The organism is Saccharothrix hoggarensis (assembly GCF_042678885.1).
GTDB classification, from domain to species: domain Bacteria; phylum Actinomycetota; class Actinomycetes; order Mycobacteriales; family Pseudonocardiaceae; genus Actinosynnema; species Actinosynnema hoggarensis.
The window spans coordinates 1-1,244 of sequence record NZ_JBHTLK010000490.1; the positions used below are offsets into that span (position 1 = coordinate 1).

The 1,244-nt window shown below is 77.5% G+C and carries 3 protein-coding genes; all 3 read right to left on the reverse strand.

The features are described 5' to 3' along the window. Window positions 1–51: 51 nt before the first annotated feature. Window positions 52–816 (reverse strand): alpha/beta hydrolase, encoded by a 765-nt coding sequence (locus tag ACFQ3T_RS36685; RefSeq protein ID WP_380730782.1) that lies wholly within the window; start codon window positions 814–816, stop codon window positions 52–54. 71 nt (window positions 817–887) lie between these two features. After that, a complete protein-coding gene (locus ACFQ3T_RS36690; RefSeq protein WP_380730784.1) occupies window positions 888–1,106 on the reverse strand; it encodes a hypothetical protein in 219 nt (72 codons plus the stop codon). Beyond that, on the reverse strand, window positions 1,103–1,244 hold a 142-nt coding region (locus tag ACFQ3T_RS36695), incomplete at its 5' end, for an ATP-binding protein (RefSeq protein WP_380730786.1). The genes ACFQ3T_RS36690 and ACFQ3T_RS36695, both read right to left, overlap by 4 nt.

Here is a 1,244-nt window from a genome sequence, read left to right on the forward strand (position 1 = left end):
CCGTGCCGCTGCCGGAAGACGCGCCGGCACCGGACGCGTCCTGGTAGTCGCTCAGCCCCCGGCCGCCGCCGCGATGGCGTGCACCAGCTCCGGGCCGTCCAGCAACGCGCGGTCGTTGTGGTCGGCCCCCGCCACCTCGACGACCCGCGCCCCGGCCGCCGACGCCACAGCGCGGCTCTGGTCGGGCGGGACGATCGTGTCCGACGTGCCGTGGACGACGGTGACCGGCGCCCGGACCCGCGCCACGTGCGCCGCGGTCGCGAACTCGTCCAGCAGCAGCCACCGGACCGGCAGGAACGGGTAGTGCACCCGGCCGACCGCGGCGAGGTCCACGAACGGCGAGCGCAGCACCAGCGCCGCCGGCGGGTGCTCGACGGCGAGTTCCGCGACCACCGCCGAGCCCAGGCTCTCGCCGAAGTACACGAGCCGGTCGGGCGGCACGGCGGCGTCGCGGACCAGGAACTCGCGGGCCGCGCGGACGTCCAGCGCCAGCCCGGCCTCGGTCGGGTCGCCGGGGTTGCCGCCGTAGCCGCGGTAGTCGAGCAGCAGCACGGACAGGCCGCGTGCGGTGAGGGCGCGGGCGAGCGGCGCCCGCAACGCCCGGTTCCCGGCGTTGCCCGGCGCGACCAGGACCGCGGCGCGAGCCGAGGGGACGGCGAAGTGCCAGGCCGTCAGGCGCAGGCCGTCGACGGTGACGAGCGTGACGTCCCGCCCGCCGGGCAGGACCGCGGAGGCGTCGCCCACCGGCCCGCCGGACGGCAGGAACACGAGCTTGCGCTGGAACGCGAAGGCGCCACCACCGACCACCAGCGCCACGATAGCCACCACGGCCAAGCCTCGGACCCACGCCCGCCGTCGCACCCGCCCGTCATCCGGGTCGCCGGTGCTCACGGCGTGCCGAGGGTCGTCGTGGACGTCGGGACGGGGGAGGGCGTCGTCGTGGCGGTGGACGACGGGAGCGTGGTCGGGTCGGGCCGCTGGGTGAGGGTGGGCGTCGGCACGGGGTTCGCCGTGGACGTGACCAGCGGTCGCGGCTCGTCCTGCGTGGTGACGCCGCACGAGGTGAGGAGGACCAGGCAGGTCAGCGCGAGCGCCGCGGTCCTCATCGGTCGGCCTCCGGGATCTCCACCACGAACCGCGCGCCGCCGCCCGGCCGGTCCTCGACGCGCACGCTGCCGCCGTGCCGCTGGACGTGCTGGGCGACCAGCGCCAGGCCGAGGCCGCTGCCGGTGCCCGCGCCGCGG